The sequence below is a fragment of the Bradyrhizobium sp. CCBAU 11434 genome, from assembly GCF_028128895.1.
Classification (GTDB): Bacteria; Pseudomonadota; Alphaproteobacteria; order Rhizobiales; family Xanthobacteraceae; genus Bradyrhizobium; species Bradyrhizobium zhengyangense.
The window spans coordinates 1-23,612 of sequence record NZ_LBJX01000072.1; the positions used below are offsets into that span (position 1 = coordinate 1).

The 23,612-nt window shown below is 61.9% G+C and carries 22 protein-coding genes and 2 pseudogenes; 12 read left to right on the forward strand and 12 right to left on the reverse strand.

From position 1 onward, the window contains the following. Positions 1–414 precede the first annotated feature (414 nt). From XI06_RS15265 to XI06_RS15275, 3 genes and pseudogenes are all read left to right on the forward strand, one after another. A complete protein-coding gene (locus XI06_RS15265) occupies positions 415–720 on the forward strand; it encodes a hypothetical protein (protein WP_237874452.1) in 306 nt (101 codons plus the stop codon). 633 nt (positions 721–1,353) lie between these two features. Further along, positions 1,354–1,638, forward strand: a pseudogene (locus XI06_RS15270) (NYN domain-containing protein); the annotation flags it as partial. 331 nt (positions 1,639–1,969) lie between these two features. Beyond that, on the forward strand, positions 1,970–2,272 hold the full coding sequence (locus XI06_RS15275) for an NYN domain-containing protein (protein WP_442869446.1): 303 nt from the start codon (positions 1,970–1,972) through the stop codon (positions 2,270–2,272). A gap of 796 nt (positions 2,273–3,068) precedes the next feature. Here the strand turns inward: XI06_RS15275 and XI06_RS15280 are convergent. Beyond that, positions 3,069–3,182: pseudogene (locus XI06_RS15280) on the reverse strand (transposase); the annotation flags it as partial. 606 nt (positions 3,183–3,788) lie between these two features. On the opposite strand from XI06_RS15280, the gene gmd reads away from it, so the two are divergent. After that, complete coding sequence (gmd, locus tag XI06_RS15285) at positions 3,789–4,856, forward strand: GDP-mannose 4,6-dehydratase (RefSeq protein ID WP_237874144.1); 1,068 nt, start codon at positions 3,789–3,791, stop codon at positions 4,854–4,856. A gap of 956 nt (positions 4,857–5,812) precedes the next feature. Here gmd and XI06_RS15290 read toward each other — a convergent pair. The 5 genes from XI06_RS15290 to XI06_RS15310 form a co-directional block, all read right to left on the reverse strand. Continuing rightward, on the reverse strand, positions 5,813–6,040 hold the full coding sequence (locus XI06_RS15290) for a hypothetical protein (RefSeq protein ID WP_237874146.1): 228 nt from the start codon (positions 6,038–6,040) through the stop codon (positions 5,813–5,815). Positions 6,041–6,051: 11 nt separating this feature from the next. Beyond that, on the reverse strand, positions 6,052–6,231 hold the full coding sequence (locus tag XI06_RS15295) for a hypothetical protein (protein WP_237874147.1): 180 nt from the start codon (positions 6,229–6,231) through the stop codon (positions 6,052–6,054). A 238-nt stretch (positions 6,232–6,469) separates the two neighbouring features. Then, entirely contained in the window at positions 6,470–6,697 is a 228-nt protein-coding gene (locus XI06_RS15300) for a hypothetical protein (protein WP_237874150.1), read from the reverse strand. A gap of 55 nt (positions 6,698–6,752) precedes the next feature. Continuing rightward, the gene (locus tag XI06_RS15305) at positions 6,753–6,932 is read right to left on the reverse strand and encodes a hypothetical protein (protein ID WP_237874152.1); all 180 of its coding nucleotides are present in this window, start codon (positions 6,930–6,932) and stop codon (positions 6,753–6,755) included. A gap of 218 nt (positions 6,933–7,150) precedes the next feature. Continuing rightward, complete coding sequence (locus XI06_RS15310; protein ID WP_237874154.1) at positions 7,151–7,756, reverse strand: hypothetical protein; 606 nt, start codon at positions 7,754–7,756, stop codon at positions 7,151–7,153. Between the two features lie 159 nt (positions 7,757–7,915). Between XI06_RS15310 and XI06_RS15315 the strand changes: the two genes are divergently transcribed. Further along, entirely contained in the window at positions 7,916–9,181 is a 1,266-nt protein-coding gene (locus XI06_RS15315; RefSeq protein WP_237874156.1) for an NHLP bacteriocin system secretion protein, read from the forward strand. Then, a complete protein-coding gene (locus tag XI06_RS15320; RefSeq protein WP_237874157.1) occupies positions 9,174–11,339 on the forward strand; it encodes an NHLP family bacteriocin export ABC transporter peptidase/permease/ATPase subunit in 2,166 nt (721 codons plus the stop codon). Before XI06_RS15315 ends, XI06_RS15320 begins: the two co-directional genes overlap by 8 nt. 554 nt (positions 11,340–11,893) lie before the next feature. Here XI06_RS15320 and XI06_RS15325 read toward each other — a convergent pair. Beyond that, positions 11,894–12,139 (reverse strand): hypothetical protein, encoded by a 246-nt coding sequence (locus tag XI06_RS15325; RefSeq protein ID WP_271605772.1) that lies wholly within the window; start codon positions 12,137–12,139, stop codon positions 11,894–11,896. On the opposite strand from XI06_RS15325, the gene XI06_RS15330 reads away from it, so the two are divergent. The 4 genes from XI06_RS15330 (at position 12,089) to XI06_RS15345 (ending at position 16,282) form a co-directional block, all read left to right on the forward strand. Then, the gene (locus XI06_RS15330) at positions 12,089–14,224 is read left to right on the forward strand and encodes an NHLP bacteriocin export ABC transporter permease/ATPase subunit (protein ID WP_271605771.1); all 2,136 of its coding nucleotides are present in this window, start codon (positions 12,089–12,091) and stop codon (positions 14,222–14,224) included. The genes XI06_RS15325 and XI06_RS15330 overlap by 51 nt on opposite strands. Positions 14,225–14,487: 263 nt before the next feature. Next, entirely contained in the window at positions 14,488–14,667 is a 180-nt protein-coding gene (locus XI06_RS15335; protein ID WP_237874159.1) for a hypothetical protein, read from the forward strand. Between the two features lie 55 nt (positions 14,668–14,722). Further along, a complete protein-coding gene (locus XI06_RS15340; protein ID WP_237874160.1) occupies positions 14,723–14,950 on the forward strand; it encodes a hypothetical protein in 228 nt (75 codons plus the stop codon). Positions 14,951–15,391: 441 nt separating this feature from the next. Further along, entirely contained in the window at positions 15,392–16,282 is an 891-nt protein-coding gene (locus XI06_RS15345) for an aldose 1-epimerase family protein (protein ID WP_237874161.1), read from the forward strand. Between the two features lie 4 nt (positions 16,283–16,286). Here XI06_RS15345 and XI06_RS15350 read toward each other — a convergent pair whose 3' ends face one another. Then, complete coding sequence (locus XI06_RS15350) at positions 16,287–17,135, reverse strand: MBL fold metallo-hydrolase (protein ID WP_237874162.1); 849 nt, start codon at positions 17,133–17,135, stop codon at positions 16,287–16,289. A gap of 401 nt (positions 17,136–17,536) precedes the next feature. On the opposite strand from XI06_RS15350, the gene XI06_RS15355 reads away from it, so the two are divergent. Continuing rightward, entirely contained in the window at positions 17,537–18,352 is an 816-nt protein-coding gene (locus XI06_RS15355; protein WP_237874163.1) for a response regulator transcription factor, read from the forward strand. Positions 18,353–18,643: 291 nt separating this feature from the next. Here XI06_RS15355 and XI06_RS15360 read toward each other — a convergent pair whose 3' ends face one another. From XI06_RS15360 to XI06_RS15375, 4 genes are all read right to left on the reverse strand, one after another. Further along, positions 18,644–19,405, reverse strand: a complete 762-nt coding sequence (locus XI06_RS15360) for a transglycosylase SLT domain-containing protein (RefSeq protein ID WP_249803746.1) — start codon at positions 19,403–19,405, stop codon at positions 18,644–18,646. A 69-nt stretch (positions 19,406–19,474) separates the two neighbouring features. Then, positions 19,475–20,671: an alpha/beta hydrolase family protein gene (locus tag XI06_RS15365; protein WP_271605758.1), complete on the reverse strand. Its 1,197-nt coding sequence runs from the start codon at positions 20,669–20,671 to the stop codon at positions 19,475–19,477. A gap of 93 nt (positions 20,672–20,764) precedes the next feature. Next, entirely contained in the window at positions 20,765–20,980 is a 216-nt protein-coding gene (locus tag XI06_RS15370) for a hypothetical protein (RefSeq protein ID WP_237892083.1), read from the reverse strand. A 129-nt stretch (positions 20,981–21,109) separates the two neighbouring features. After that, positions 21,110–21,481, reverse strand: a complete 372-nt coding sequence (locus XI06_RS15375; protein ID WP_237874167.1) for a c-type cytochrome — start codon at positions 21,479–21,481, stop codon at positions 21,110–21,112. A 305-nt stretch (positions 21,482–21,786) separates the two neighbouring features. On the opposite strand from XI06_RS15375, the gene pgm reads away from it, so the two are divergent. Further along, positions 21,787–23,433 carry a phosphoglucomutase (alpha-D-glucose-1,6-bisphosphate-dependent) gene (gene pgm, locus XI06_RS15380; protein WP_237892084.1) on the forward strand — a complete coding sequence of 549 codons (1,647 nt, stop codon included), beginning with the start codon at positions 21,787–21,789 and terminating at the stop codon, positions 23,431–23,433. Positions 23,434–23,612: the final 179 nt, after the last annotated feature.

The window sequence follows — 23,612 nt, forward strand, 5'->3', positions numbered from 1 at the left end:
ATCTCCGAATCTTCTCTTCGGAGCCAATGAATCACCGTCACCGGTCGGCGGCGAGCGCCTTTTTTCAACAGCCTGCTAGGCCAGCAACACATCGGCACGTAAATCTGATAGATCATCATGGTCTCTCCCTCTGCCGAACCGACCGGTGCGTCACCCAACCTAACATAAGTTTGGAATTGCCAGATTTTCCCGGCATTCATCAGATTCTTGTTGGCAAAAGCGAATCATCTTGGCATGCTCTTATGACCGGGGCTGGCACGTTCCATCCGCATCTATTTTGATCCCGGGTTCTGAAGCAACGGCAACGCTGCGGCAGGCGTTTTATTACGAGTTTTTTAGCGCACCTTGATGAACTCTGGAGGCCGCCTTTAGGTGGCCTCTTTGTTGAGCATTCAATTCTGCGGGGACATTGCAATGGCAAAACCAGCCGTTTCCCGAGATGCTTTTCGTGGTTTATTCGCTCTCTACGCGGCGAAAGCTCATCACGACCATAAAGCCGAAGGCGAGGAATGCCTTTTGAGGTTGTTCGGGTCTGCAGAATACATTCCCGATCGCCTCTTGCAGCAATGGTCGGCAACGGCTGATCTAGTCGGTCCAGAAATCGTCGGTGCTGTAGTGGAGCCGCGCGCTCATGAACTAGCGAGCGGCGGCGCGCGGTACGACCATGCGAGTGATTTTCTGCACGCGCTCCTGAGAGACATCGCGCGAAAAGTGCAGTGATCAGAGCGCAGATTTCGGCGTGGCCGCGCCTCTGATCAACTTTGGCCTCCTAGGGCATCTTCTGCCGCTCACGCAGGTTCGTTAGACCGATGCGTTCGCCTATTAGCCTCTCGATTTCAAGCCGCGCTCCCTCTCTGGGTGTGGGGGAAGTGCGTAGCGCCTCACGCTTCGAGGCGAGCGAGACCAGGCCATCGGTGGAATTTGATTTCGATACGGTGCAGCCAATAACATCTGGAATATCTCCCTGCTGGCTTTGTAACGAGCTGCAGCCCTGCTGCGCTCACTCCCCTTCAACAAAGGGTTGCCTGACCGGTCAATGACGGCCCATCGCCAACCACGACCGCGCCTCTGTATCGAAACATCAAAGAGATCAAAATCGCCAGCGTTCATCCGAAACACCTTCAAAGGCGCACCTGGAAATAGAGATAGACTAGACACATAACAAATTTGACAGAAGAACCTTCGGGCCGGGGTAGAGTTCCACCTTAGATAAGCTTGTTGTTAGTCGAAGCTTAAAACGTTTGAGCTCCTCGACGATCTCCGGTAGCTATCCATATAGAATGCGACCCAGATTTCTGTGTCGCGAATTTCGCAATGCTTCAAACCGCGACTTGCTCACCGAAAGCCAGATAGATGTCTCATTCACCTTCGGACAAGATCGCGCTCTTCATCGACGGGGCCAATCTTTACGCAACGGCGAAAACTCTCGGCTTCGACATCGACTACAAGCGCCTTCTGAAGGAATTTCAGAGCCGCGGGACGCTGCTGCGGGCGTTCTACTACACAGCGATCATCGAGGATCAGGAATATTCGTCGATCCGTCCGCTGATCGACTGGCTCGATTACAACGGCTACACCGTCGTCACCAAGGCGACCAAGGAGTTCATCGACGCCTCCGGCCGCCGCAAGGTCAAGGGCAGGGGGGGGGGGGGGGGGGGGGGGGGGGGGGGGGGGGGGGGGGGGGGGGGGGGGGGGGGGGGGGGGGGGGGGGGGGGGGGGGGGGGGGGGGGGGGGGGGGGGGGGGGGGGGGGGGGGGGGGGGGGGGGGGGGGGGGGGGGGGGGGGGGGGGGGGGGGGGGGGGGGGGGGGGGGGGGGGGGGGGGGGGGGGGGGGGGGGGGGGGGGGGGGGGGGGGGGGGGGGGGGGGGGGGGGGGGGGGGGGGGGGGGGGGGGGGGGGGGGGGGGGGGGGGGGGGGGGGGGGGGGGGGGGGGGGGGGGGGGGGGGGGGGGGGGGGGGGGGGGGGCGATGCCATGGAGCTCGCCGAACACATCGACCAGATGGTGCTGTTCTCCGGTGACGGCGACTTCCGCTCGCTGGTCGAGGCCGTGCAGCGCCGCGGTGTCAGGGTCACCGTGATCTCCACCATCGCCAGCCAGCCGCCGATGATCGCCGACGAGCTGCGCCGCCAAGCCGACGTCTTCACCGACTTGATCGAGCTGCAGTCCAAGCTCGGCCGCGACCCGTCCGAACGCGCGACCCCGCGTGAACGCGGACACGCTCCCAAATTTCTGCAAGATCCAAAGGGAAACGATCCCCTCTACAAAACGACCTAGGCGGCCGTCTCATTGGTCAGCTCGTTCTTTGTAAGGTCTCAGAGAGAAGGCCCCAGCTTTGGGCAATGATCGACAGCCGGCGTCGCTCACCTCAAGCCTTGGAGCCGGCAGCACTTAACCCTCCTCTAAGTTTCATGTTCCTAATTCCCCAGACACGCTGCATAATTCTTCCGGAATTTGAGCTGGTCATTTTATACGAGGTCTTTGCCATGTCCCCAGGCGTCGAAGATCTTCAGATGCTCCGTCTAATCAAAGCCTTCCAGAAACTTACAGGTCAAGACGCGCGACGGTTGGTCCTGAGTTCTGCTCGGGGAGGGAAAAGCTAGGCCGGACGGAGCACTAGGCCCGGGGAGTACGCTTTTTCACCTGCACGTTGAAGGACCGCTCAGCAATTCCAGTGGGGGAGCAAATGTTGACTGGATTTCTGATCGGGGTGTTAGCTTGTAGCGCTGCTTTAATCGCAAGTCGCGCACGGAAGCGCGTGCAAGCAACAACAATGGAGCATCGCGAATTCAAGACGAATATCTGGTCGCGAGACGTGGCGGCCACGGTTAGTGGGGTTGGTTCACAAGCGCCTCGAAGGTTGCATTTTCGTTTGGCCAACGATGGCGGACGGCGTGATGCGGATGTCGCGGGAAGTAACTGCTTGCCGCCCTTCTTGTTCGCGTTCGCTGTTGACCAGCTTGCTCGGGGTGTGCCCATCCGGGCCCGGCGGCCGCGGCTCCTTCGTGGCTTCACTGCAACCGGAATTAGGGTCTCGTCGATCAATGCGCCCCGCACAGCGCCAATACTCGCTCTAGGTGCAGGATCTCGGCGAACAGCTTCTCGTCGAGACGGCCCGGTGCGACGCCTCACGGAAGCGCCAGATCGTCGTATGATCAGGGATCTCGTCGCTAAGCACAAAGCCGCAGAAATCGTGGACCGAGGCGCATCGAGCGCTTCTTCAAGCTCCGGATCGGACAGCCCGTACCATTGCTGCAGCAGCAGTCCCTTGAACATCCTAGCCGCGGATAGGGTCGGCGAGCCGCGCTCCAGTCCGGAAGACCGCCCTGCATGCGCTCCACAGAATCCAGTCAGCCAATTCGCAAATCAGTCTCAGCACCGGGTTTCCTTTCCACCGTTGACGCGACACCAACGCGTGGGCGAAGCTCGGTCGCCCAACCTGCCCATACCACTCCAAGTCCCCTCTAAAGCCTGGTCCTAGAGAATCGCAGATCCACTTTGTGCAACGATCTTTCAAGTGGGAGGGGCCTCACCCCCGTCATGCTCGGCGGCGTATTTCGGCTCGAGTTTGTATCTCGATGAGGGGCGCACCACCGCAGCGGCGGACCTCGCGCTCAGTATCACTATTGTGCTTCTGGTCCAATCCGTCTCCGCGCTCCCAATATCCCGGTTTCGGCATCGTCCCTGGGGTTGACCCACGCTGGGTGATATGGCCAAGAGAAGGCAGGAATGCGCTTCGTTCGGCCCTCTGTGCGCATCCAAAAATTTCGATGCTGCGGGAACAAGGTTGGCCATGACTCAACGCATTGCTCTCATCACCGGCGTGACCGGCCAGGACGGCGCTTATCTTGCGGAACATCTGCTGTCGCTCGGCTATGTCGTGCACGGCATCAAGCGGCGCTCGTCCTCATTCAACACCGCGCGCGTCGATCACCTCTACCAGGACCCGCATGTCGGCCACGTGCCGTTCCTGATGCATTACGGCGACATGACGGATTCCACCAACCTGATCCGCCTGGTGCAGCAGATCCGGCCGACCGAAATCTACAATCTCGCCGCCCAGAGCCACGTCGCCGTCAGCTTCGAGAGCCCGGAATACACCGCCAACGCCGATGCCATCGGCGTGCTGCGCCTTTTGGAGGCGATCCGCATCCTCGGCATGGAGAAGGAGACGCGGTTCTACCAGGCCTCGACCTCCGAGCTTTATGGCCTCGTGCAGGAGATCCCGCAGAAGGAAACCACGCCGTTCTATCCGCGCTCGCCTTATGGCGTCGCCAAGCTCTATGGCTACTGGATCACGGTGAACTACCGCGAAGCTTACGGCATGTTTGCCTCGAACGGCATCTTGTTCAACCATGAGAGCCCAATCCGCGGCGAGACCTTCGTCACCCGAAAGATCACCCGCGGCGTCGCGCGGATCGAGCTTGGGCTTGAGCAGACGCTCTATCTCGGCAATCTCGAAGCCAAGCGCGACTGGGGCCACGCCAAGGATTATGTCGAGGGCATGCACATGATCCTACAGGCCGACAAGCCCGACGACTTCGTACTCGCCACGGGTGAGATGCACTCGGTGCGCCAGATGGTCGAGCTGGCTTTCGCGCAGGTCAGCCGCCGCATAGAATGGCGCGGCGCAGGCGTGGACGAAACCGGCATCGACGCGAAGACTGGCAAGACCGTGGTGAAAATTGATCCTACCTATTTCCGCCCAACCGAGGTCGATCTCCTCGTCGGCGACGCCAGCAAGGCGCGCGAGGTGCTGGGCTGGAAGCCGAAACGCACCTTTGCGCAGCTCGTCGCCGAGATGATGTCTAGCGACCTGGTGGAGGCCAAGCGGGACCTCGCACATGGCAAGCGCGTTTGAGGCGAAGGACGGAAGCGTCGTCGGCCAACGTGGCGGTCGATATCTCCTGCCAGAGTTGGCGCAGGAGGAAGTCGAGCCCTTAAGCTAAAGGGTTGCTCTAGCCAGCTATCCAGCCTGCCGCGAGGATGACGCCGCGGCCCAAAATGTAAAGCCACGGCCATAGCGACGCTGACGCTCACAAAGAAGCCCACGACGACGATATGGTCGTGCACTGATTTGTGATTGTTACGTATTTCCGAGGCGACGAGATCGGCTTCACGTTGCATTTTCCACGCACTCCAGCGGAAGGGAGGTCTTCAAGAGTGTGTGGTCCCAATATTGCAAGCCATTGACAACAAGACGCGGACCTCGCGGCGGCATCAAGGCGCAAGGGTGATTTGGGAACAAAAGCGCCGATGATGCGCGGGAGCGCCATATCGGGGGCAAATGTGAACCCAATCTAGTAGCGGTGTATGGCGTTCGATCCCCAGCTTCGGACAACGAGTCCAAGTAGGTAGCCGCTGCCAATGAGGGCGGGTTCTGGCTACCTATCGATGAGAAATACGCTAGAGTTCCAATACTTCGCTCTCTTAGGTGCGTTGATCAGCAGCCTCATCCTTTGAGATATCCTTGAGGTGCTCGACAAGCAGTTCGTTGATCATGGCTGCAACAGACATGCGCCTAGCTTTAGCAGCCCTCTCTGCTGCAGCTTTAACGTCGTCGGGACTCGGAGAGACGTGGCTGAATGTTTCGGCATGTCGCCACAAGCTTGTTTTCCGACAGCTACCCCTCATGCCCCACAGGGATTTGCTGCACAACGGGAAAGTTGTGAAAATTATTTCGCCGCGGGCTGGGCCGCGGAGCAGTATGTTGACGGTTCTGCTGATCAGGCTCGCGCTAGGAAACGTCAATCTAGCTGGAGGTGGCGGTCTACGTCTCTTCTGGTACTACAGACAAGGAAGGCTTTTGATCCATCCTCAGATGTTCAAAGCCTCGCATGGCGTCTCCTGAAAATGCTCGGGCCACTCGATTGGATTGCAGAAGAGACCCCGGTGCTCGATCTCCCTAAGTAGATTGTCGGCGCGGCGCTTTGCGGGCGGGCCCACGAGCCGGGCGCCGGATAAGCTGTCAGCTTGGACCTCCTGCCGGATGAATTCGTACATCCGCAGAACAAAGTGATCGGATAGGCCACCAAATTCGCTCATTGCCGATACGCCTAACTAAAATACCAGGCGAGAAGAATGTGAAGGGGCTGCCAGGCGACCCAACCGATCGCCGCGAACCAAAGGGCTGTAAAGAGAATGGCAGCTACGCCGAAACAAGCGGGAAAGACCAAATCAAATAGACCAGGTCGCTCGCGCGGCTCGGAGGCTTGATCTGCAGTTAAATCGGACATTCGGGTCTCCCTCTCGCAAGGACATACCGAACCCATTGAGCGTCGCAAGCCGTCCTGAAGATTAACCTGAGCAGTAAACCTTAATCGCTTTACTTTACTCCTCCGAGCTGAGTGCTGCTTCCGTTCGCTGCTCTTGGGGCTGCAGAGCCCGCAAATTAGCGAGCAGCCGCTTCTCTAAGTTGAAGAGGCCGCCAATCGATGCGGCCTCTAAACTCGCGAGCAGTTCTGCTTGGCGAACTCAGAAGGGCGGCTGCCCCGGTCCCGAGCCCGGGCCGAACGGGCCGCGCAGGTTGCCCGGGCCCTGCAAGCCGCCGAAGATCAGTCCGCCGACCCACTCGGCGGCATCCCTGATGGCGCCGCCGATGGCACGGAAGGCGTCTCCGAGCCAGTTGCCGCCGACAACCGCTTCGAGGTCCGCATCATTCAGTTCGATGATTTCAGGGTTGGCACGTTTTGGGTTCAGCATGTTGGCCGCTCCTTTTCAAATGTTGATGTGATGAAGGGTTTGAACGCTTGGTCTTTTAGCGGTGGAAGATGCCACCTGGCAGCCAGGGATTCGGGCCCATGGGCTGATGGGTCGTGATCTTCCCATCCACAATCCACGGCCCAATGCAGCCTCCGTCATTGATGAAGCCGCCGGACACGGAGCTCAATTCGCGGTCGTCCAACTCTCTACGGTCTTGATTGCTACGCTCGGTCATTTGTGTCTCCCGTTGTAGTGGAGGGTCTATCCCCTCTCATCTCGTGGCCACAGGAGTACCCCGGCCCGCGTGGATAGACCGTGAGAGGGGTCACACAGGTGCAATTGAGTGAAATTAGGGGGGCACCGCGTCCGACCTTGAGAGGGTCTTGAATCTCGTCAGACCGGTGGTCCTTTCTAACAATGACTTGAGCCAGCCGGGTCGTTGCGCCCAGCAGCTCAAAGCCGGGAGCGAATGGAACTCAAAATCCCAGTCGTCGCATCAACAACCTGAAGGGCCTGCTGGGATTTTGCCACCGCAACAGCCGATCGGGTGCATTGATCGGGAAGTTGCGCAATCTTTTTACGCTGGCTGGACAGAATATTGGCCGACTGCTCAATGGCAAACTTGACCACATCGCGCGTGGGGTCATTCTCGCCGACGTTGGTCAGCTCCTTCTCGATCGTAATCAGATACTCGTAACTTGAGAGCTCCTGGGAAATCTCGACCAGATTTTGCACGGTGGCTTTGACGCAATCTGCGTCCACAGCAGGAATGTCGGTCCGTTTGGAGGTTTGGACGAGGTCCGCCATCAAGCCGGCGAACATTGGCCTGAGATCTTCGACGCGCTTCAAGTCGGCGGGACTCAAGACACCGGCCACGCACATTTTCGTTGCGACCAGCAACCCCAAGCATGGCCACGCCAGTCGGGTGGCTATCACACGAACCGGTCCGGCACGTTTCACGCTGTCCGCTTGCCATATCATCGAGACGCTCGAATTTTCTGCGTCAACAAGCCCGCCGTCCTCAAGGCCGACAATAGCGCCGCACAATGGAACCCTCAATCCTATTCTTTCCATAAGCCTTGCACGCGCGCCGGGAATTCGGAACCGTTGTAGGAAAATCGTCTCCTATGTATCATTGGCGCGTGCGCCGGTCTTTTCAGGCCCATCTTTGACGAACTGAAAGTTATTGCGCCGAGATCGTTGCGAGGGATTTGAACCGTGACCGACGGCCCCGAACGTATTTTCCGTGCAAGCGCGTTGCAACGCGCGGCATCTCCGGACGAACTCGACCATCTCGTCGCGATTACCAAGCCGGCCGACTGGATCCTGGCCGTCGTCGTAACGGTCGCTCTGATTGCGGCGCTTATCTGGGGGATCTACGGCCGGATTCCCTCGCGCGTGTCGGGGCAAGGAATTCTGGTCGGTAGCGGCCGCGTTGTCGATGCAGTCTCTGCCGCGGAAGGGCGGCTCGCTTCGCTCGGCATTTCCGTCGGGGACCATGTTGAGCGTGGTCAGATCATTGCGCAGATCTCGCAGACCGACATCGAGCAGAAATACGCAAACGCGGTCGAGGCCTACAAAGAGCGCCAGCGTGAGCATGATGACATGGCCGGCAAGGTGAGGTCGGAGCTCGCCGTCAAGGCCGCCAATCTCGATAAGCTCGAGGCGGCCTTCAACAAGGTCATCGAGGCAACCGGGCAGCGCGTTCAGTCCCTGGACATCGACGTGAAGAATCTCGAGCAGCTCATGGCCAAGGGCCTGACGACGCGGAAGACGCTGGAGGATCGTCGTCTCGAGTTGACCGAGGCGCAGCAGCGACGAACGGACTCGCAGAACGAGATCCTCAAATTGCATGCGCAGCAATCCGACCTCGAAACCCAGCGCGAGCACGAATTGCAGCAGGCCGAATTCGCGGCCAACAACGCGCGCCGCGAGATGCAGGCACTCGCCGGGACCCTGGGGCGCAATTCGCAGGTCATCAGCCCGATCACGGGTCGCGTGCTGGAGATCAAGATATCGACCGGTTCGGTCCTCGCCGTCGGCACGGCGGTCGTCGCGATTGAAGATGAGGGCTCGAAGCTCGAGGCGGTCATTTATATCCCCGCCGAGCAAGGCAAGAGCGTCAAGCCAGGCTCTCAAGTGCGCATCGCGCCCAGCACCGTCAAGCGCGAGGAGTTCGGCATGATGATCGGGACGGTCTCCAGCGTGTCGGAGTTTCCCGTGACACCGCAGGGAATGACCGCGGTGCTTCACAACGATCAATTGGTCAAGGTGTTCTCCCACGACGGCGCGCCCTATGCCGTCACCGTATCCCTGGAAAAGGACGACTCGACGGCGAGCGGCTATCGATGGGCTGTCGGTCAAGGACCTCCGGTGCACCTGACCAGCGGCACGCTGGCCCAGGCCGAGATCACCACCCGGAATCGGCGTCCGCTGGATCTCGTTGTTCCTCTCATCAGGAAGCTGACTGGGATCGATGGATAGTTCTGCCAAGCCTAGTCCGGGAGTCAAGAAAACACCCACCGTCCTGCAGATGGAGGCGGCGGAATGCGGCGCGGCCTGTCTCGCCATGGTGCTGGCGCATTATGGCAGGTGGGTGCCGCTCGAGCAGTTGCGTGTCGAATGCGGCGTGTCACGCGATGGCAGCAAGGCCAGCAACGTCGTCAGGGCCGCGCGGCGCTTCGGCCTGTCCGCCAAGGGATTCCGGCAGGAAATCGCGACGCTGCGCGCGACGCCGACGCCCTGCATCATCCACTGGAACTTCAATCATTTCGTTGTTCTCGATGGGATCGATGGAAAGTTCGCCTACATCAACGACCCGGCCTTCGGGCGCAGGCGAATTGGCCTCGACGAGCTGGACAGGAGTTTTACCGGCGTCGTGCTCACCATGGAGCCGACGGCGGCGTTCATCGCGCAGGGAAGCAAGCCCGGCGGACTGCGCCTGTTGGTCCGCGAGCTGCGCGGCTCAAAGGCGGCAGTGGGGTTGCTCATCCTGCTCAGCTTCGTCATGGTCCTTCCGGGCCTCGTCGCCGCGAGCTTCTCGAAAATCTTCATCGACGACGTCCTGATCCAGCATCTGGACGGGTGGCTGCGTCCGCTCCTGGTCGGCATGGCCGTCACCGCTCTGATCCGCACGATCCTGACGCTGCTTCAACAATCATTGCTGTTGCGGCTGCAGACGAAGCTCTCGGTGGTGATGATCAGTCGCTTTCTCTGGCGGGTGATGGCGCTACCGATGGAGTTCTTCACTCAGCGCCACGCCGGCGATATCGCAACGCGCGTTGCGGCCAACGAGCAGATTGCGCGGCTGCTTGCGGGCGGCATTGCGGCCAACGTACTCAACCTCACCTCGGTCGTGTTCTTTGCGTTTGCGATGGTGGTCTACGATCCGTGGCTTGCCACGATCTGCGTCGCCCTGTCGATGCTCAACGTCCTATCCTTGCGCCTGTCGCACCGGCGCCGGGAGGACCTCAGCCGAGGGCTCTCGCAAGAGCGTGGAAAGTCTTTGGGAGCGGTGGTCAGCATCGTCAGGACCATCGAGACGATCAAGGCAAGCGGTCTTGAAGACGAGGCTTTCGGACATTGGTCCGGTGTCCACGCCAAGCTTCTCAATGCCGAGCGCGAGCTCGCCTCGTCATCAATCCTGCTCGATATGATCCCGACCCTCATCTCCGGATTGAGCATGACGGCGATACTTATCCTCGGAGGGCTGCGGGTGATCGAGGGCTCGCTGACGCTTGGCAGCCTCGTCGCCTTCCAGTCGCTGATGGCAAGCTTCTCGGAGCCTGTCGCAACGCTGGTCAATCAGGCCAGCGGCTTTCAGTTGATCCGGGGCGCCCTCGATCGCCTCGAAGATGTCTACAACTATCCACTGGGCGACAAGCCGAGCCGGCACGGATCTGAAAGACGCTTTCCCGCCAAGCTTGCCGGGCGCATCGAACTCAGGAATGTGCAGTTCGGCTATTCACTGCTTGAACCTCCCCTCATCTCCGAGCTTTCGATCAACATCAGCCCGGGATCACGCGTTGCGATTGTGGGCTCGTCCGGAAGCGGTAAATCGACGCTGGGACGCCTGATTTGCGGCCTCAACAAGCCTTGGGCCGGAGAGATAATGATCGACGGGGCTCTGCTTTCGGACGTTCCTCCCGAAATCCTCGCCAACTCCATCGCCTATGTGGATCAGGATATCTTCCTGTTCGAGGGCACAGTGCGCGACAATCTTACGCTCTGGGACCGGACTACGCCGGATGCCGAGCTCACCAGAGCCCTGAAAGACGGGCAAATCCAGGACGAGATCGCCATCAGGGCTGGCAATTACGACTCCTATGTGAGCGAGGGTGGAACGAATTTCAGCGGCGGGCAGCGACAGCGCATCGAGATCGCGCGCGCCCTCGTCGGCCGTCCCTCCGTTGTCGTTCTCGACGAAGCCACGGCTGCGCTCGATCCGGTCACCGAAAAGGCAATCGACGAAAATCTGCGCCGTACCGGCTGCACCTGCATCATCATCGCACATCGCCTGAGCACGATCAGGGATTGCGACGAGATCATCGTGTTGAGGCAGGGCAAGATCGTGGAGCGGGGGACGCATGAGAGCCTGCTGGCGCACCAGGGCGAATATGCGAGGCTGGTGTCCCAGGAATGATCCGTCCGGCTGAAAACATTGTGTCTGGTGCGAGCCTCGTCAGGTCGGCGGAATTCCCGATTGATATGACGCTCGATGGTCGCTGCCCCATTTTGCTCGATCACCACGGCTACGTGTTCGAGGTCGTTGCCGGTCATCTCGATATCTTCGCGGTCGATACCGACGAGGGCGAATACGGGAAGAGACACCATCTCTTTCGGATCGAAAGCGGCGACATCGTTGCCGATCTCCCGGAGATCGCCGTCTCAACGGAACGTGGCGCAGGCTTCATTGCAGTGGGGACCGAAGCCACGCGTGCGTCTGCACGGTCCAGATCCGATCTGCCTCCCGCGCAGGTCATGCGCTGGATCGAACGGCTCGCGCGCTTCGTCGCGGGGCCAGCACCGCTGTGGCAAATGCCCGAGCTGCCGGAAGGCAAGGCCGAACTTGCAGCGAACGAAGCTGGCCGCGGTCTCATGCGTGGTCTGCTGTGGCTGACCGTCGAGCGCGGCGACCTCAGATTGATGGGCATTTCCCCGCCATACGCAGCCGGAAGCCAGCCTCTGCCGCTCACATCAGGCTTGTGGGTCGAGGCGGGCGCGGAGGGCTGCGGCGTGGTCGCAGACGGCGCAATGCCGGCCGCGATCTGGCCGGCGGTCGATCAGTTTCACCAAAGCTTCGCTGCCTGCGTCCAACGCATTCTGGTTCACGAGAGGCAAAGCGAGAGCGAGCGGCTGATGAGCCGGAATGCACTCGCGGCGTCGCAGTCCATGGAAGCCTTCGATCGCCTCTCCGGCATTATCGTGCGGCGCTTCGATCATGAGGCAGCCGATGCATCCTATTCCGATCGACTTGCGGGCGCCTGCCAGCTCGTCGGAAGCGCGATGCGTATGCCGATCGCGATCTCTGGGCGGGCGGATGGCAGCCGGCAGGAATTCGCTGGGCTGACGCAGATCGCGCTGGATTCTCGGCTGCGGCTCCGGCAGGTTCTGCTCAGGTCGGACTGGTGGAGAACCGATGCAGGCCCGCTGGTCGGCTGGTTCGGCGAGAAGCGCGAGCCGGTCGCCCTGGTCTATGAGCCACGCCGTGGCTACGTGATGATCGATCCGCTGACGAAGGCGCGCCTGTCGGTCAATCGCAGCGTGGCGGCACAAATTGCTCCGGAAGCGGCGATGTTGTATCCACCGCTGCCGTCAAGCTCGCTGAAGTTCAGGGAGCTTTTGCAATTTGCCCTGCGCTATGCGCGTGGCAGCGGACTGCGTATCGCCCTGGTGGTCGTGGTGATCGGGCTTCTGTCCTTGGTGACGCCCTTCGTCACCAATTTGCTGATCAGTTCGATCATCCCGAGATCCGAACTCGACCAGCTGGTCTTTTGTGGCCTCGCGCTAGGCTTGACGGCCCTTTCGGTCGCCGGCGTCCAGGTCATGCAGGGCCTTGTCATGCTCCGCATGGAAGCCTTGATCGACTGGCGATTACAGTCAGCGATGATCGATCGCATACTCAGGCTGCCAACTGCCGTCTTCCGAAAATTCACGACGGGCGAGCTGGTCGACCGCGCGACGGGCATCGACGCCGCACGTCGTGCCCTGACGGGCCACGCGGTCCGCGGCATGATCGCCGGCCTTTTCTGCATCTTCAGCCTCGGCTTGATGATCTACTATAGTCCGAAACTGGCGCTGCTCGCGATTGGGCTGACATTCGTCAGGGCGGCCGCCATCATCTCGACCAACCTGCTGCGGCTCTATTTCGAGAACAAGCACTTCAACCAGCAGGGCAAGGTCAGCGGATTCGTCCTCCAACTGCTGACGGGTGTCGGCAAATTGCGGGTGTCCGGGGCAACCGGGCGCGCCCTCGGGATCTGGTCGAGGCAGTTCGCGACGCAAAAACAGTATTTCGTGTCGTCGCAGCTCGCCAGCAACGGCCTTGGCGCGTTCGAGACGGCATTTCCGACGATCGCGACGCTGATCATCTTTGGTTATGCGTCCTATTCGAACAGCAATCTGCTGACGGATCTCGGCAGATTCTTCGCCTTCTTTTCCGCCTTCGGGCAATCCATGGGTGCCGTCGGCTCCTGGGCGGGCGGCGTCAGTGAAGCGCTGATCGCGATACCGCCACTGCTCCGGTTGCGTCCCCTCATCGCCAGCCCGACGGAGATCTCCGACGACAGAAAGGCGCCGGGAGAGCTGTCGGGTTCGGTCGAGCTTGCGCGCGTTTCGTTCCGGTATCTGTCCAGCGGCCCGCTGGTGCTCGATAATGTCTCATTGAAGATCGCACCGGGCGAATATGTTGCGATCGTCGGGCCGTCCGGAAGCGGCAAGTCGTCCTTGTTTCGACTGCTGCTCGGTTTCGAGTGGCCGGAGTCGGGTGCGGTGTTCTACGACGGAAAATCAATCGAGACGCTGGATGTGAGTGCTTTGCGGCGGCAGCTCGGCGTTGTCTTGCAGAGCGCGCGGCTCGCGAATGGCAACATCTACGAAAATATTTGTGGTGGACTTCGGCTTCCGCTCGACCAGGTGTGGGACGCCGCCCGACTTGCGGGAATTGAGGAAGACATCAAGGCCATGCCGATGGGCATGCTGACCCAGATATCCGAAGGTGTCAGTACTCTCTCCGGGGGACAACGGCAGCGCATCATGATCGCGCGCGCCATCGCGCGACGGCCGCGCGTCCTGCTGTTCGATGAGGCGACGAGCTCACTCGACAATCGATCCCAGGCCATCGTCAGTGATGCGCTGGAAAATTTGAACGTCACCCGAATCGTCATCGCTCACAGGCTGAGCACCGTCAGGAATGCCGACCGCATCATCGTGCTGGTTGACGGCAAGATCGTCGAAGCAGGGACGTTCGAGGAATTAACCGCCGCAGCTGGTGCCTTTGCAGCGTTCGCGCAGCGGCAGATGCTTTGATCCGCCGCAGAGCCACTCTCTCACTCCCCAGAAGCAAGTCGAACCAGTGTTTAGGCCTCAGAGCCTAACTCAACGCTGGCCTTCCGGACCTGTACCATAATGGCGCCCGCTGGAACTGCACTGCGGAACCGGGCCTTCGTTTGCCCAAAAAATCCAGTCTCTGGGCTCTGTGACCCGCCTCACGGTGTTAGCGCGCGGGCCGCGGTACTCCTGTGGCCACGAGATGAGAGGGGATGGACCCTCCACAACAGCGGGAGACACAAATGACCGAGCGTAGCAACCAAGACCGTAAAGAGTTGGACGAGCGCGAATTGAGCTCTGTGTGCGGCGGCTTCATCAATGACGGAGGCTGCATCGGGCCGTGGATTGTGGATGGGAAGATCACGACCCATCAGCCCATGGGTCCGAACCCCTGGCTGCCCGGTGGCATCTTCCACCGCTGAGAACCACGCATTCAAACAATCCATCACATCCATCATTTGAAGAGGAGCGACCAACATGCTGAACCCAAAACATGCAAAACCTGAAATCATCGAACTGAACGATGCGGAACTCGAAGCGGTCGTCGGCGGCAACTGGCTCGGTGACGCCTTCCGTGCCATCGGCGGCGCCATCAAGGACGCCGTCGAATGGGTCGGCGGACTGATCTTTGGCGGCTTGCAGGGCCCGGGCAACCAGCGCGGCCCGTTCGGCCCCGGCTCTGGCCCGGGACAGCCACCGTTCTGAGTTCGCCAGCGCAGAGTAGCTTGCAAATTTGGAGGCCGCCTCGTTAGCGGCCTCTTTCGCTTCGACGGACGGTTGCTTCCGCTCGCCACTCGACGAAAGGCCGTTACCCCAGCGGCGCTCCAGGATGAATGGGTCCGCAAGCAACCGCTTCCGGGACTTCGGCCCAGCCAATATCGAAGAGCCGCCTGTAGTTCGCTTGTGCGCGTTTATCACCCTGTCCTTCCCTGTAGGACGTCGAGAAATTCCTGGTTCTCTCGTGTCACCACCGCTATCGCGACTGGTGTTTATCGAGCATTTCGGGTCTTTCGAATTGGACACCTCCCGGCTGTGTGCCATGCTTTCGCTGTTCATTTCCCTGATTGCAGGGAATAAGATAGGCGCTGATCCGATTTTTCCAGGATGGCGGAGTTGTCAAAGCGAAACTGGGAGTGACTGCGGATCGTGACCAATGGCGACGATTTTCACTGCATCCGCAGCGGCTCCCTCGCCGCGACCATCAAGGCACAGGGCGCCGAGATGTGCTCGCTCAGGCACAAGGACGGTATCGAATTCGTGTGGCAGGCCGAACCGGTCTGGCCGCGCCATGCGCCCTTGCTATTTCCGATCGTCGGGCGTCTCGCCAATGACGAATTGCGCCATCGGGGCAAGACATACCGGATGACCCAGCACGGCTTTGCGCGCGACAGCCGATTTGTATGGGGGGCACGTGAAGAGAACAGGTGCACGCTGGTGCTCGAAGACAGCGAGACGACACGCGAGCGATATCCGTTCGCGTTCCGGCTGACCGCGACCTATGCGCTCGATGATGCCGGTCTCGATCTCACACTCGCGGTCGAGAACACCGGCAACGAGACGCTTCCGGTGTCGCTCGGTGGCCATCCCGCTTTCAACTGGCCGCTTCAGGCTGGGATGCCGAAGGAAAGCTATGCGCTGACGTTCACGCAGGAGGAGCCGTCTCCGATTTGCCGTGTCGAAGGCGGGCTCCTGCTTGCGGCTGCGGATCCTAGTCCGGTTCAGGGCACTGTGCTCCCTCTGTCGGAAGCCCTGTTCACCAATGACGCCGTCATCCTCAATCCCGTCAACAGCTCTGCGGTCCGCTATGCGGCCGGGCAGGGCGCCGGGCCTTGGCTCAAAATGTCATGGCGCGGCTTTCGCGAGCTCGGAATCTGGTCGAAGCCGTCGGGCGCGCCGTTCGTCTGCATCGAGCCCTGGCGCGGTTACGCGAGCCCCGTCGGCTTTGACGGTGAGTTCACCGACAAGCCGGGCCTGATGCACATGGCGCCCGGCGCGGAGGAGCAGCTCTCGTTCCGGATGGAGGTCGGAACGGCGTAAGCTCTCAAACCTCGATGCGCGTGAGGTCTTCGCCGAGTACGACGGGACCCGCATAGTCCTGCCTGACGTCCGCGAGCAGCGCGTTCAGCATGGCATCGTCGGTGCGGGGACGGTGATGGGTCAGCGCCAGCTTCTTGACGCCGGCCTTGGCTGCGACCTTGCCGACCGTGTCACCGCAGGCGATCGTGTATTTCGCCAGCCGCCGGAAATGCTCATTGTCGATCTCCGGCGTCGCCAGAACGCAGACCTGCACGAGCAAGTCGGCGCCCTCCGCCAGCCGCTCGAGGCCGGGGCAGGGGACGGTGTCGCCTGAAATGGCAATGACCTTGCCTTCCGCTTCGAAGCGATAGCCGAGGCACATCCAGCGCGCGAGAAACGCCGGCGACATGTCGAGCCCATCGCCATGTGAAACGAGCTCGGCGCTGATCTTCCAGCGGCCGGTGTCGAGGACGGGGCCGGGAATGATGTCGGTCGCAACGACCGGCTTCCACCCGCCGAAAGTCGGCTCGCCCTGATCGCGCCAGGCGATGTCCTTGTCGTACACCTGCGTCACCAGCGTGTTGACGAGCCGTTCGGTGTCCGGAGGCCCAAAGATCCGCAGATCGTCCTTGCGCCCATCCATCCACGAATTGAGCATCACATCGTAGAGGTCGCCGATGTGATCGAAATGATGATGTGTGAGAAAGACCGTGTTGATGGCGCCGAGCGGCACACCGGCCTTGCTGAGCTGCACCATGACGCCGCGGCCGGCGTCGAACAGGATGTTCTCCTCACCGAGCCTGATCAACGTGGTCGTTGCCATGCGGCGCGGGTCCGGGCGCGGGCCTCCGGTGCCGAGCAGAATGACTTCCATGGCGTCTGTTCCCGCGTGAGGTCGGTCGATTGGTCACACTAGGATCGAAGATAGCAGCGCGGCAAGCTGCATCGGCCCCCGGAGCGCAGCGCTCGGCGCATGCCGGGATCCTGTCCGGCCCGCTCGACCAAACGTCAGGTCGCGCGCGACGAGAGCGCGTAGTCCAAGACGAAGGCTGAGGTCGAAGCCTTCCCGCGCGCTAGTCAGTGGTTGGATAGAAATTCGAATAAGCAGAATTTGTCGGTGCCGGAACCCGCCGAGTTGTTCTACTGGGATATCGATGCGCTGAATGAGAAGTGTGGGGCAATTCATAGTAAATACTTCAGTACCGTGACCTATATTGTTTGCGCGGCACAACACGCCTAGTATTCGGCAGTCAATTTCGGGGGCTCGAACAAGCCGTGAATGTTCGTTCACAGGACAGCGCATCACGCGGCCACTTGAATTTTCAAGCCCAGTCGCAGGCACACAGGACATCCAGCACCGTGGCTGATTCCACACTTCAGGAATTGCGGCCGGTCGGGCGCGAGCGGCTGATCGTCGTCGAAGACGATCCCGTGACGCGAACGATGCTGGTCGGTTACTTCAGCGAAAATAATTTCGATGTGGTCGGCGCGGGCACCTGCGCCGAATGCCGCCAGGCGCTACGCGCGCACACCGACCTCGTCTTCCTCGACCTGCAATTGCCCGACGGCGATGGCTTCGAGCTCGCCAAGGAGATCCAGGCGACCAGCAACGCCGGCGTCATCTTCGTGACCCGCCGCGACACCGACGTCGATCGCATCCTCGGCCTCGAGATCGCGGGTGATCATTACGTCACCAAGCCGATCAACCTGCGCGATCTCCTCGCGCGTGCGCGCAGCGTGCTGCGGCGGCGCTCGATCGACCGCAAGGCGGCGCGCAGCCACAATTCGATCGCCTTCGGCGACTGGATCATCGACCTGACGCGGCGCGAGCTGCTCGGCAGCGACGGCAAGCCGGTGGCGCTGACCCGTGCCGAGTTCGACCTGCTCGCTGCTCTTGTCGGCGCCGACGGACGGCCTCTCAGCCGCGACTATCTGATCGAGGTCGTCAGCAACCGTCAGGCCGAGGTCGACATCCGCACGGTCGATGCGCTGGTGGCGCGGCTGCGCCGCAAGCTCGTGGGCAGCGGCACGCCTGTCATCGCCACAGTCACCGGCGTCGGCTACAAGCTCGCTCTCAGCGAGCGCCTCTAGGCACGAGTGATCAAGGGCGCGTCGTGCCGGCCAAGGGCCGGCCGGCACCGTTTGCTTCAGCCGCTGAACCCGACCAAAAACCGGATGGCGATGAAGGTCGAGGTGGCCACGGCCGCCGTTGCGAAGATCGCAAACAAAACTCTCAAACTGCTGTGCATGGTCTTTATTCGGGTTACGCAAAAAACTGTTGGCTTAATCGCTGCAGCTGCCCCGAAAAGGGGAGCATCCGTAGTATTCCATCGACCATGACGGTCTCGTCAAGAGCCGGGTCCGCTTTGTGACGAACGACCGTTAACGCGAGGCCGTCCGCTTCCACCTTGCCTCGATCCGGGCCTTGATGCGGCTGACCCTGGCCTCATGCGCGGCCCAATAGGCCCGGCTTGCGGCGGCCGTGCCCCTGATGTAGCGGGCATAGACGTCCTTCGGCCGTGCCGCCCTGGGCTGCGTCCGCGGCTTTTCAGTTTTGGCTGATGTTGTTGCCGGTACGGGGTCCGCCGCGGGTGCCAGCGGTGTAACGGCCGCAGCCGGGGTGATCGCTGCCGTCGAGCCCATCGCGAGCAGCCGGTTGCGGGCGCGATTGCAGTAGACCTGCGAACGAGGGGTCATCTCTTCCTCGTCGTGGCTGGCTCGATATTTCATCAGCGTGCGGCAGAGGTCACCGCCGGCGAGGCGCCATGCACGGCTGAGATGAAGCACACCGTAGTGGATGTTGATGTCAGGCTCGGCGAGCTCGGCGGCGTTTCCTTTGAACCCGAGCGTCGCCGCGGTCTCGAGCCGCAGCTGCATCAGGCCGAGCTCGCCGGCGCTGCCGACGACCGCCGAGTTGTAGCCGCTCTCGACGAAGACGACCGCCTCCGCAATGTCGGCGGGCAGATTGGTCCTCGCCGTCTCGCGCTCGATGATCTTGCGGATCTCGGCGCGCGACGTCACGGTTTCGCCGGCGCCGAGGTCGGCATCTTGAGCCCGCGCGCAGGTCGAGGCGGACAACAGCAACGCGGCCACGACGTGCGTCCACGTCGCGCTCGGATTTCGTCGTGCCGGGCCCCTCAGCATGGAGCCCGTCCTACATCTTTCGAGTTAACAACCGATGTGCCCGCCGACGCTCCCTGCGCGCCACGAGGGCTATCGCGCACGCGAGACCTGGTCCGTGGCCGTTCCCTGCGCGCTGCCGGAGGCGAGTTGGTCGTCGACCGCATAGAGCGTGCAGGTCGGCGACCATTTCATGCAGGCCGCGAGCGAATCGCGTTGCGCATCGTCCACGGTGTTGCGCCCCGAACGCCAGCCGTAGCCGCCATTCGGCGACACCGCGAAAGCCTTGTGCGGCATGGTGCTGGCGAGATAGCGCGCGAACTCGGCTTTCGCCGCGTCGTTGAAATGGTCCGGCGGCGGCAGCGGATCGGGCGCGCTCAGCGCGTCGTGGCCGAGCCCGCGCTCGCGCAGGAAGGCGTCGATGTAGGGCGTCCATTGCGGGCGGGCCACCACGGAATAGAGATAATGGCCGTCATCGCCGTAGGCCGGCGCCGCAATGAATTTCGCGTTGCCGCCGCCGGAGCGAAATCCGTCATAGAACCGGCGCGCCAGATCGGGCCCGAAATACAGGTCGTTGGTGGCGTAGACCCACAGCATCGGCACGCGCGAGGTCTTGCCGAAGGTGGCGATGGCCTGCACGAGCCCGTCCGGATTGCAGACGTCGTCATCGTCGCGCGAGCCGCGGCCGCCGGCGAAGCTGATCGCGGCGACGAGGCCGCTCGGTGCCTGCGCGGTCAGCGCAACGGTGGCGAGCCCTCCGGCGGAATGGCCGGCCGCGATCATGCCTGACGTGGTGACGTCGGTCCGCCGGGCCATCGCATCGATCGTCGCGCGCAAATCCGCAACCGCGACCGCGGCCGCCGGCAGATAGGCGGCGTTGGTGCAGCCACCGACGCTGTCGACGCGTCCGCCGGGCGAGGTGCCATAACCGCGCCGCATCACGATCAGCGCGGCAAAACCGCGCCGGGCATATTCCAGCGCGATGCCGTAATATTTGTGCGCCGACATCGTGGCGCGGTCCTCGAAGCTGCGTGGTGAGCCGTGGCTGAGCAGCGCCAGCGGATAGCGCTTGGTCCCCGCGGGGCGGACCAGGAACGCTTCCAGCCCCTGCGGTCCGGCCTCCGCCATCGGGATGCGCAGGTCCTCGGTGTAGAACTGGGCGGCGCGCGCCGGTGTGCCGGCCAGGGTAAGGCCCAAGCCAAGGTCCAACACGCCAAGGCCCAACACGCCAAGACCCAACACGCCAAGGCTGGCGATCAGCAAGGACAGTAGCTTGCGCGAAAGAGCCATGGGACGATTCGAGGCGGTCGGAACACGCGAACCATAGCATGTTCCCAAGACCGCCGGCGCGGTCGGAGCTGGGAAAGACGCCGCCGATTGCCGTCAGCGCGTGATGGCAGGAGGGGAGGACGCTGCTGTGCTGTCCGATGCGGAGCTGTGGAGCGCCCGCTCGATCCGCCGCTTCACCTTGGCGAGGTCGTGATCCACCGCCGCATAGCCCAGCATCGGGTTGCGCTCGACGTCGGCCGCCCTGACATGGTCTGGCGACGGGGATGCCAAGGAACTGGCGAGCAGTACGGCCGCTGCGAAAATGATCATGCCTGCATTGACGGACCAAAATGCGGCCATTTGTTGCCGTGGTTGACCCCAAGGGCTTTTGGTGGCGTAGACCCACAGAATCGGCACGCGCGAGGTCGTTCGGATCGGTCTACCGTCCGCCCCGATCGTTCACTTCAGCGTCTGAAGATAAGCGATGACATTGGCCCGATCTGCGGGGTTCGGTAGCCCCTTGAAGAACATCTTGACGCCATGGACGTCGCCTCGGGGATCGGCGAGATAGGCCTCCAGCGCTGTCGGCGTCCAGGCTTCCTTGTTGGCCTTCATGGCATCAGAATAGGCGAAGTCCGGAACGGCGGCAGGCTTGCGGCCGACGACATTCCAGAGACTTGGGCCGACCTTGTTCACCCCGATCACGGCCGCGTGGCAGTTCTCGCAGGTTCGCTGGAATACGGCCTTCCCCGCGGCCGGATCGCCCTCCGCGGCGGAGGCGGACGATGCGGCGCCGGCCAGCATTAGCGTGAAAATCAAACGTCCAATCATGGTGATCGCCCCACTCACGGGATCTGCCGGTGAATCCTGCAAGTCCCCGCGTTCCGTCATCAAACGGGCAGCATCGTGCTCCACGCCAGGCAACGACGTCCTTGTCCTGCATCAACCGAGACTCGGCACCAAAGTACGAGATCGCCCTGTGCAATTTCCGATGGATCGCTCCGTGGAGGATCGGCGTTGTCGATTGATCGTTGACCGGGGCGTGGCATCTGACCGGTCCGCCAATTGGCTTGGCGGCGGGACGGCCGATGCTATGGTGGGGCTGCAATCTGTTCAGGACAGGACGAGGATATCCAGTGGCTGATGTTCATCCCGCGGCGGGCAAGCTGGTTTCGCCGGACGCGCTCGCCAACATTCCGCGGCTCGTGACCGCCTATTTCGCCGGCAAGCCGGACGCGGCCGATCCGGCGCAGCGGGTGGCGTTCGGCACGTCGGGCCATCGCGGCACCTCGTTCAAGAACACCTTCAATGAAGGCCACATCCTGGCGACCACGCAGGCCATCTGCGACTACAGGAAAGAGAAGGGGCTGACCGGTCCGCTCTTCATCGGCATCGACACCCATGCACTGGCCGAGCCGGCGCTCGCGAGCGCGGTGGAGGTGTTCGCGGCGAACGGCGTCGAGGTCATGATCGACAAGGATCACGGCTACACGCCGACGCCCGTCATCTCGCATGCGATCCTGACCTACAACAAGGGCCGCGCCAGCGGCCTCGCCGACGGCGTCGTCGTCACGCCCTCGCACAATCCGCCCGAAGACGGCGGCTACAAATACAATCCGCCGCACGGCGGGCCGGCCGATACCGACGCGACCTCGGTCATCGAGAAGCGCGCCAACGCCTATCTCGCCGATGGCCTCAAGGGCATCAAGCGGATCGACTATGCCAGGGCGCTGAAATCATCGACCGTTCATGGCTATGACTACATCACGCCCTACGTCGCCGATCTCGGCAACGTCGTCGACCTCGAGCTGATCAAATCCGCGGGGGTCAACATCGGCATCGATCCGCTCGGCGGCGCCGCCGTGCATTACTGGCATTCGATCATCGCGCGCTACGGGTTGAAGGCGACCGTGGTGAACGAGGCGATCGACCCGACCTTCCGCTTCATGACGGTGGACTGGGACGGCAAGATCCGCATGGACTGCTCCTCGCCTTACGCGATGGCGAGCCTGATCGCGATGCGGGACCGTTTCGACGTCGCCTTCGCCAACGACACCGATGCCGACCGACACGGCATCGTCACCCGCACCGGCGGGCTGATGAACCCGAACCATTATCTGGCGACCGCGATCTCCTATTTGTTCGCGCATCGCCCCAATTGGGGCAAGGATGCCGCGATCGGCAAGACCGTGGTGTCGAGCTCGATCATCGACCGCGTCGCCAAGAAGCTCGGCCGCAAGCTGGTCGAGACGCCGGTCGGCTTCAAATGGTTCGTCGATGGTCTCCTCACGGGCGGCTTCGGCTTCGGCGGCGAGGAGAGCGCAGGGGCCTCGTTCCTGCGCCGCGACGGCACGGTGTGGACCACCGACAAGGACGGCATCATCCTCGGTCTGCTTGCCGCCGAGATCATGGCCAAGACCGGCCGCGATCCGAGCCAGCTGTTTGGCGATCTCACCGCCGAGTTCGGCATGCCCCATTACGCCCGCATCGATGTCGCCGCGACCGGGCCGCAGAAGAACATCCTGAAGTCAGTCACGCCCGAGCAGCTCGGCCTCAAGGACCTCGCCGGCGATCCGGTTCGCTCCACGCTGAGCAAGGCGCCCGGCAACGGCCAACCCTTCGGCGGCATCAAGGTCGAAACGGACCATGGCTGGTTCGCGGCGCGCCCCTCGGGGACGGAGGACGTCTACAAGATCTACGCCGAGAGTTTCCGCAGCACCGAGCACCTGAAGCGGATTCAGGAAGAGGCGCAGGCCGGGCTCGCGAAGGTGTTCGGGGCTTAACTGCCGACGCGCAGCGCTGACGCTTCTCCTCCAAGGAGGCTTGCCGTATCGATAGGTGTCATCGCCTGCCTTGTGCGCGCTTGCGTACTGGATTCCCCGCTTTCGCGGGAATGACAGCGAGTCCATACTGTATACATTTTAGCACAATTGGGTATTATGGTAAGCTAATTTTAGCCTTG